We start from the raw sequence: 6,967 nt of genomic DNA on the forward strand, positions 1-6,967 counted from the left end.
TGTTGCACGGCTTGTGTGCTTAGCGTGCGGTTGCTGGCATAAAGCGCTGACGAATCAGACGGTCAATGCTGTAGGCGCCCGGACCTACCAGACCCAGCACCAGGAAACCACCGGCGATGGACAGGTTTTTCATGAACATCAGCTGGTTAACGCCTTCCGCAAAGTTGCTGTGGAACAGGAACGCGGTCAGCAGCGTGAAGCCGGCGGTGAACAGCGCGGTGAAGCGCGTCAGGAAGCCGAACAGAATCGCCAGGCCGCCCCCCAGTTCCAGCAGAATCACCAGCGGCAGCAGGAAGCCGGGCACGCCCATCGCCTGCATGTACTGTGCGGTGCCTGCATAGGCGGTGATTTTGCCCCAGCCGGCAGTAATAAACAGGATGGTCATTAATACGCGTGCCAGCAGCAGGCCTGAGTCTTCGAATTTTTTCATCATTTACTCCAACAAGGTTTTTGGCGCAGGTTGTTGGCCTGCCGGGTTATTTTCCCGCTAAACCGCGTTAAACAGTTCGTCGGGCTGATGGAGGGAGATGATAGTCGCGCGCAGCAATAGTTGTAAGCGAGATAAACTGTCGATGTTATTCAGGAATTCTGAAAGAGGAAAACCGAACCTTTTCGATCCGGTTTAAGGTGGGGAAGTTAGCGTGGCGGCATCGCCGATTTGATCATGCGCCAGGTGCTCCACAGACCGAGTCCGCGTTTGGCCCAGCGCATGATGCGGTTGGGGCTGCGGATCGACCAGATGGCCAGCGCGCTGCTGCCAATCGCCAGATAGCGGCGCAGGCTGAGAAACGTCAGCCAGCCGCGATCGTACTGCGCGGTGCTTTCCAGCCAGTCGCGGCGGGCAGCGCTGAGATCCAGCCGCTGCTGCTGTACCTGATTAAGCAATTCATGAATGCGTGCTTCACGTTCACGCTGACTCATGAGCGATGCTCCTCGAGTAAGGTGCGATCGGTGTCCAGCTCTTTGCGCGTATGGCGCAACAGCGTGGACTGCCGGGATTTACGCAACGTCCATAAACCAAAAATCAGCGCCAGCGCGAATAGCACGCCGGTGGTGATGGCAATCGCCATCAGCCGGTACTGCGCATCCACCGCCCAGATAATCAGCACCATCAGGCTCATCAATCCGAAGGCGGTAAACAGCATGGTCAGGCCTATCATGATCAGCATCTGGATCAGATTGGCCTTTTCCTCTTCCAGCTCGGCAACGGCCAGCCGCACGCGTGTCTCGACCATGCCAACCAGCGTTGTCACCACGCGCTGACCTACATTGAAGACCCCTTTGCCTGGGCCGTGGCTCTGATTCTCGCTCATATCAACGACGTGAAATCAGGATGCCGATCAGCACGCCGACTGCTGCGCCGATACCCACGCCGTGCCACGGATTTTCACGCACGTAGACGTCCGCTTTCTCCGCCGCTTCACGCGTGGTCTGCGCGATGCGTTCGCCGGATTCGCCCAGCCGCTCGCGTGAACTTTCAATGGCACCGCGTGCTTTGTGACGCAGTTTATCCAGCTCGCTTTTCGACTTATCAGCCGAGCTGCTCAGCACTTCTTCCAGGGTGTCGGCAAGGTTTTTCAGTTCCGCACGCAGATGTTCAGATGTGGTGTCTTTAGCCATGGTGTTCTCCATTACATCATTTATTTAAGTCCGATTAATAAGGCTCGGCCTGCAGCTTTTTCAGCTCCTGGCGTGCCTCTTCCAGCTTCCGTTCGCGCTTACCGATCTTCTCCTGGTCTTTGCCTTCCTGGCGATCCTGCTGCAGTTCGTGCTCGCGCTCAGCCACTTTATGCTGCTGGGCTTCAATGCGTTCAGCATGGGCGGATTTCAGTTTCTCGTCAGTGCAGTTGGCGCGGACTTCAGTCAGTGCGCGTTCCAGTCCGGTGACCCGGCGCTGGTTGTCGTGCTGTTTCGCCATCTCAATTTCGCGCTGAATATCCTGCTGTTTTTGCTGACACAGCGATTCCGCTGCCAGCAGTGAACCCGAGAGAGAGAAAAGAATCGTACCCAGCAGTAGTTGTTGTTTCATCAGGTTTTTACCTTCCATTGTTGACGACCTGTCGCAAACCGGACAGGTGGGGCATCCCAGCTTGTCGTCTGCTCGCGCTTACTTAAGAATAGACAGCAGACGAAAAAATTCAAAAAACACGCGGGGATAGCGAGGATTGAGGTGCCGCCGGGCGGTGAACCCGACGGCGGGGATCAGCTATAGGTGGGGCGATTAGCGTCCACCACCTGCTGTGACGCCTGCGGACCCGCCGCCACGACAAAGCCCTGTGGCAGCAGGCGGCGCAGTACTTTCTGCGCGGCCAGGCTCTGCTCTTCATTCTCAAAATGAATGACCAGCGCATCGCCTGCCGAGGTAATACTTTTAATCCGCACGCCCTGCGCCGAAAGCTGCTGATAGAGATAAAAGCCGTCCGGCAGATTGGTGCCGCTGTGTGCCACGCGGATCTTCACCACCGTTTCATGCTGCATCAGTTTGGGCACAATGCCGATAGCCAGCAGCGCCAGCACGCCAGCGCACAGCCAGGGGAGTAAACGCCTGGGAAAATTACGCAACCCTGTCATTACTGTGACTTCCCGTTCTGACCCGCCTGACGTTTACGCCACAGCACTACCAGTGAACCCACCAGACCGATGACCAGCAGCACCAGCGGCAGCAGCATCAGGCAGAACATTAGCTCATCTTCATAGCGGCGGAAAATGGGGGTTTTCCCCAGCGCAAAGCCGAGCACGGTAAGAATCAGCACCCACAGGAAGCCGCTCATCCAGTTAAAGAATTGGAAGCGGGCATTGCTCAGGCCAGAGAGGCCGGCAATGGTCGGCAGCAGGGTACGGACAAACGCGATAAAGCGGCCAATCAGCAGCGCAGACAAACCGTGGCGGTGGAACAGACTGTGGGCGCGCTGATGATACTGCGCGGGCAGATGGGAGAGCCATTTCTGCACCGTCGGCGTATTGCCAAGCCAGCGGCCCTGAATGTAACTGACCCAGCAGCCAAGGCTGGCGCCGGTGGTCAGCACCAGCAGGGTGAGCGGGAAGCTCATGGTGCCTTTCGCGATCAGTACGCCGACCAGAATCAGCAGACTATCACCGGGCAGAAACGCGGCGGGCAGCAGGCCATTTTCGAGAAACAGAATCATGAACAACACGCCATAAATCGCCCACACCAGCGTGGGGTCGGAGAGCATTTCGTAATCCTGCTGCCACAGGGCATGCAGCAATGCTTGCAAAATATCCATCAATCATTCCTGAACATCATTGTTAAACGTGCCCGTGAGGGGCTTAGGCGCAGGCGGGTTAAGTTATACATTTTAGGTATGCCACCTGAGCAGGATTTCCGGATCCATCCAGAATTGATTGTTAAATCAGCGACTTTTTATAGCCCTGTCGCAAAGGGTAAGAAAAGGGCGATAACTGTAACAAAAATCGCGGGATTCAGACAGTGTAAAGTCGCGGTCGCACAGGAGTTTTACCTTTTGACGCAGATGGTCAAAAGGAGCTTTACACGAGCTGACACTATTGCAGATTAACTGACTTTTTAGCCTGAAAATGCAGCGTTTCTGCCATTGCGGCTTCAGGGCAGGATCACCGGATTTTCTGCGAACATGTAGCGGTCGACGTTGAATTCGAAATCATCGGCGGTGGCGTCGAACAGCATCTGTTTAGTATTTTCCAGATGCTGCCACATCGCCAGTTTGCTGGCGGCGGGATCTTTGCGCATCAGCGCTTTTAAGATCTGATCGTGATCGTCGCACCAACTGGTGATATGGCGTGCGTCAATGTGCTCGTGCAGCTTGAGCCAGTAAGGATTATGCAGCCGGTGCCGCCACATTTTCTCTACGATGGCGGCCAGCGCGCTGTTTTGGGTGGCCTGGGCAATGCGCACGTGAAACTCCATATCCCATGTCGAATCGCGCGCGTGATCTTCCTGCCGGGCTTTTTCCTGAATCGCCAGCAGCGCCACGATGTCCTGTGGACGGATCTGCGTGGCGGCAAATTCGGCGACATTGCTCTCAATCAGCTGGCGCGCCTGCAGCAGTTCAAAGGGGCCATAGCTGGCAAACTCCAGCTGATCGGCGGCGCTGTCGCGCGGTTGTGGCTGGTCGCTGATCACATGAATGCCGGACCCTTTGCGCACCTCGACGTAGCCTTCCACCTCCAGCATGATGATCGCTTCCCGCACCACGGTGCGGCTCACCTGGTGCGCCTCCGCAATCATCCGCTCTGCCGGTAACTTTGCCCCCACGGCATAACTGCCCGCTTCGATGCGCTGCTTGAGTTCGCTGGCGAGTTGCTGGTAGAGGCGGCGGGATTCGTTCAGGTCCATGATTTTTCGGTTCTGTGAAAGACGGTAAGTTGTTATACCACTTACCCTGCGATGTCGCAAAGCGCTGAAGCTGTTATACCATCTGGCAAGTTAAGAACCTGCGCGCCTGCTCAGGTTTTATCTTTAATTTATAGAATATACATAGGTTTAAGTTTATTGAAATAAGATGCACGCCGGCTTTCGCCTTACGGCAATGATGGATAATGTGACGTAGTTGGCAAACAAATCTCCCTGTCGCTGAAATTGGTATGATAAATTTTGCGCATTAGCTGACCGATTTCATCTTCAAGGAAGCGACATGTTGCGACTCAACCGCCGCGATTTCCCCGGCGCACGCTATAGCGAACGCGTGATCCAGTTCGGCGAAGGCAACTTTTTGCGTGCCTTTATCGACTGGCAGCTCGACTGGCTCAATGAACATCAGGGCACCGATGCCGGCGTGGTGGTGGTGCGACCGCGCAACCGGATGCAGACGGAGACGCTCAATCAGCAGGATGGCCTCTACACCACGCTGCTGCGCGGCCTGAATGAAGCGGGGCAACCGCTCAGTGAAACCCGGCTGATCCGCAGCCTTAATCGTGAAATCCAGCCTTATCAGCAGTTCGAAGAATTCCTGGCTCTGGCACGCGCGCCGCAGATGCGTTTTGTGTTCTCCAACACCACCGAGGCCGGCATCGTGTATGTCGAACAGGATCGGCTGGAGGATCAACCTGCGTCGTCGTTTCCCGGCAAACTGACGCAGCTTTTGTGGGCGCGTTATCAGCACTTTGCCGGTGCCGCCGATAAAGGCTGGCTGATCGTGCCGTGTGAGCTGATCGACCATAATGGCGACACGCTGCGCGCGTTAGTGCTGCGTTATTGCCAGCAGTGGCAGCTGCCAGCGGCCTTTGCGCAGTGGGTGACGCAGCACTGCGCCTTTTACAACACGCTGGTGGATCGCATTGTCAGCGGCTATCCGCCGGATGGCGCACAGATTGCAGCCCAACTGGGCTATGACGACCGCTATCTGGTGGCCGGGGAGCGCTATTACCAGCTGGTGCTTCAGGGACCGGATGCGCTGATGCATGAGCTGCAGCTGACGGCGCTGGCGCCTGCCGTCAGGCGGGTGGATGACATCACGCCGTACAAAGCGCAGAAGGTGGCGATCCTTAACGGGGCGCACACTGCGCTGGTGCCGGTGGCGTTTCAGGCCGGGCTGGCGAGCGTGGGTGAGGCCATGAACGATGCGCAGCTGGCCGCTTTTGTCGATGCGCTGCTGCGCGAAGAGGTGATTCCGACGCTGGATTTGCCGCGCGCCGAGCTGCACGCCTTTGCCGATGCGGTGCAGCGCCGCTTTCGCAATCCGTTTATTCACCATGCGCTGCTGGCGATTGCGCTCAACGGCATGACCAAATTCCGCACGCGCCTGCTGCCGGCGCTGTTGCAGGCGCAGCAGCAGGGTGGCGACTGGCCGCCGCGCCTCATCTTTGCCTTTGCCGCGCTGCTGGCGTTTTATCGCGGCCAGCAGGATGACCGGCAGTGGCCGCTGCAGGATGACGCGCACTGGCTGCAGCGTTTTGCCCGGCTGTGGCCGGCGGTCCTCACCGATCAACTCACCCCGCAGCAGCTGGTGAGCGACGTACTGAGCGACGCGCAGCACTGGGGCGAAGATTTAACCCAGCGGCCCGGTCTGGTTACGGCGGTCAGCCAGCAGCTGCACAACATTCTCGTCCACGGCATGCGGACGGCCCTTAGCCAACTGAGATAACGCGATGCAACAGGCAATCAAAATACATTCACGCGACAACGTCGCCGTCGCGCTGCAGGATCTGGCGGCCGGCACCCAGCTTATCGTCGCAGAACAGCGGATTACGCTGCAGCAGGATATCGGGCGCGGCCACAAGTTTGCGCTGCAACCGCTCAACAGTGGCGAGCAGGTGATTAAATATGGGTTGCCGATTGCCCATGCCACTCAGCCGATCGCCGTCGGCGAGCTGATTCACTCCAGCAACGCGCGCACCAATCTGAGCGATGTCGACGAGTACGTATACCAGCCGGAACACCTCACGCTGCCACCGCAGGCGGCGGATCGTGAGGTACAGATCTATCGTCGCGCCACGGGTGAGGTTGGCATTCGTAACGAGCTGTGGATTTTGCCGACCGTCGGCTGCGTAAACGGCATCGCCCGGCAGATTGTGTCACGCTTTCTCCGGGAGAGTGACGACGCGGCCGGTATCGACGGCGTGCACCTGTTCAGCCATCCTTTCGGCTGTTCACAGCTGGGGCAGGATCACGAAAATACCCGCACCATGCTGCAAAATATGGTGCGTCATCCCAATGCCGGCGCGGTGCTGGTGATTGGACTCGGCTGCGAAAACAATCAGGTCGATATCTTTCGCGACACGCTGGGCGGCTTCGACAGCGAACGTGTGCAGTTTATGGAGTGTCAGCAGCAGGATGATGAAGTGGAAGCCGGCCTGCAGCGGTTGCATGCGCTGTACAACGTGATGCGTCACGACCGTCGCCAGCCGGGCAAACTGAGCGAGCTGAAGTTTGGTCTCGAATGCGGTGGCTCGGACGGCTTTTCCGGCATCACCGCCAATCCGCTGCTCGGCTGTTTCTCTGACCAGATGATCGCCAACGGCGGCACCACGG

The 6,967-nt window shown here is 57.6% G+C and carries 10 protein-coding genes; 2 read left to right on the top strand and 8 right to left on the bottom strand.

Annotation, left to right across the window (positions count from 1 at the left end; all coding sequences use genetic code 11):
* Positions 1-19: 19 nt before the first annotated feature.
* From FT726_RS10905 to exuR, 8 genes are all read right to left on the bottom strand, one after another.
* On the bottom strand, positions 20-430 hold the full coding sequence (locus tag FT726_RS10905; protein ID WP_010618799.1) for a DoxX family protein: 411 nt from the start codon (positions 428-430) through the stop codon (positions 20-22).
* Between the two features lie 206 nt (positions 431-636).
* Entirely contained in the window at positions 637-921 is a 285-nt protein-coding gene (locus tag FT726_RS10910; RefSeq protein ID WP_010618800.1) for a YqjK-like family protein, read from the bottom strand.
* Positions 918-1,313, bottom strand: a complete 396-nt coding sequence (locus FT726_RS10915; protein WP_021312955.1) for a phage holin family protein — start codon at positions 1,311-1,313, stop codon at positions 918-920. Before FT726_RS10915 ends, FT726_RS10910 begins: the two co-directional genes overlap by 4 nt.
* 1 nt (position 1,314) lies before the next feature.
* On the bottom strand, positions 1,315-1,620 hold the full coding sequence (locus FT726_RS10920; RefSeq protein ID WP_021509708.1) for a YqjD family protein: 306 nt from the start codon (positions 1,618-1,620) through the stop codon (positions 1,315-1,317).
* Positions 1,621-1,654: 34 nt separating this feature from the next.
* Positions 1,655-2,029 (bottom strand): DUF1090 domain-containing protein, encoded by a 375-nt coding sequence (locus FT726_RS10925; RefSeq protein WP_346302805.1) that lies wholly within the window; start codon positions 2,027-2,029, stop codon positions 1,655-1,657.
* Positions 2,030-2,202: 173 nt separating this feature from the next.
* Positions 2,203-2,571: an EnvZ/OmpR regulon moderator MzrA gene (gene mzrA / locus FT726_RS10930; RefSeq protein ID WP_031280145.1), complete on the bottom strand. Its 369-nt coding sequence runs from the start codon at positions 2,569-2,571 to the stop codon at positions 2,203-2,205.
* Positions 2,571-3,245: a DedA family protein gene (locus FT726_RS10935; RefSeq protein ID WP_021509705.1), complete on the bottom strand. Its 675-nt coding sequence runs from the start codon at positions 3,243-3,245 to the stop codon at positions 2,571-2,573. Before FT726_RS10935 ends, mzrA begins: the two co-directional genes overlap by 1 nt.
* Before the next feature lie 335 nt (positions 3,246-3,580).
* Positions 3,581-4,333, bottom strand: coding sequence for a transcriptional regulator ExuR (gene exuR / locus FT726_RS10940; protein ID WP_058759846.1), 753 nt, complete (start codon positions 4,331-4,333; stop codon positions 3,581-3,583).
* 298 nt (positions 4,334-4,631) lie between these two features.
* Between exuR and FT726_RS10945 the strand changes: the two genes are divergently transcribed.
* Positions 4,632-6,080 carry a tagaturonate reductase gene (locus FT726_RS10945; protein WP_288420983.1) on the top strand — a complete coding sequence of 483 codons (1,449 nt, stop codon included), beginning with the start codon at positions 4,632-4,634 and terminating at the stop codon, positions 6,078-6,080.
* A 4-nt stretch (positions 6,081-6,084) separates the two neighbouring features.
* The coding region (locus tag FT726_RS10950) for a UxaA family hydrolase (RefSeq protein WP_346302806.1) at positions 6,085-6,967 on the top strand (883 nt) is incomplete at its 3' end.

The sequence above is a fragment of the Pantoea sp. Morm genome, assembly GCF_016643525.1.
In the GTDB taxonomy this organism is placed as follows: Bacteria; Pseudomonadota; Gammaproteobacteria; order Enterobacterales; family Enterobacteriaceae; genus Pantoea; species Pantoea dispersa.

Bases quoted from the DNA above. Each gene is read 5' to 3' on its own strand.
- FT726_RS10905 (WP_010618799.1), bottom strand. From the start codon at position 430: ATGAAAAAATTCGAAGACTCAGGCCTGCTGCTGGCACGCGTATTAATG.
- FT726_RS10910 (WP_010618800.1), bottom strand. From the start codon at position 921: ATGAGTCAGCGTGAACGTGAAGCACGCATTCATGAATTGCTTAATCAG.
- FT726_RS10915 (WP_021312955.1), bottom strand. From the start codon at position 1,313: ATGAGCGAGAATCAGAGCCACGGCCCAGGCAAAGGGGTCTTCAATGTA.
- FT726_RS10920 (WP_021509708.1), bottom strand. From the start codon at position 1,620: ATGGCTAAAGACACCACATCTGAACATCTGCGTGCGGAACTGAAAAAC.
- FT726_RS10925 (WP_346302805.1), bottom strand. From the start codon at position 2,029: ATGAAACAACAACTACTGCTGGGTACGATTCTTTTCTCTCTCTCGGGT.
- mzrA (WP_031280145.1), bottom strand. From the start codon at position 2,571: ATGACAGGGTTGCGTAATTTTCCCAGGCGTTTACTCCCCTGGCTGTGC.
- FT726_RS10935 (WP_021509705.1), bottom strand. From the start codon at position 3,245: ATGGATATTTTGCAAGCATTGCTGCATGCCCTGTGGCAGCAGGATTAC.
- exuR (WP_058759846.1), bottom strand. From the start codon at position 4,333: ATGGACCTGAACGAATCCCGCCGCCTCTACCAGCAACTCGCCAGCGAA.
- FT726_RS10945 (WP_288420983.1), top strand. From the start codon at position 4,632: ATGTTGCGACTCAACCGCCGCGATTTCCCCGGCGCACGCTATAGCGAA.